This window comes from Photobacterium sp. R1, from assembly GCF_054600795.1.
The window spans coordinates 1-370 of record NZ_BAAHZP010000204.1 but is presented as its reverse complement, the minus strand read 5'-3'; the positions used below and the strand labels follow the sequence as shown (position 1 = coordinate 370).

The following is a 370-nucleotide window of genomic DNA, read 5'->3' as shown; positions in this document are numbered from 1 at the left end:
AGCTGATGTTTATTGCTGCGCCGCTGGATCCTCAGTTGCACGGCACCAGCTTCCATGACTTCAAAGACGGCAACGGTAACAGTGTCGGTAACATTCTCAAACAGGCCGTGGCAACCAGCGGAGGCAAGCTCGCTCAATACACCTGGACGCAGAAACAGGCTGACGGCAGCATTGAAGAAAAGCTGTCTATCGCCCGCCAGACGCCCCACTGGGGTTGGTATGTCGGTACCGGCATTGGCTATAACGAAGTCAATCAGCGTTTCTGGTCCACCGCCAGCTGGAAACTCGTCCTTTGCCTGTTCATCACAGTGGCTATTCTCAGCGTCCTGATTTTTGCCAGTAAGCGCATTATTCATCTGCTGGGCGGCGA

At 54.3% G+C, this 370-nt stretch carries 1 protein-coding gene; it reads left to right on the top strand.

The window, feature by feature from the left end:
• Window positions 1-370: cache domain-containing protein (locus tag ACYP03_RS24680; protein WP_459782480.1), on the top strand; the 370-nt coding region annotated here is incomplete at both ends.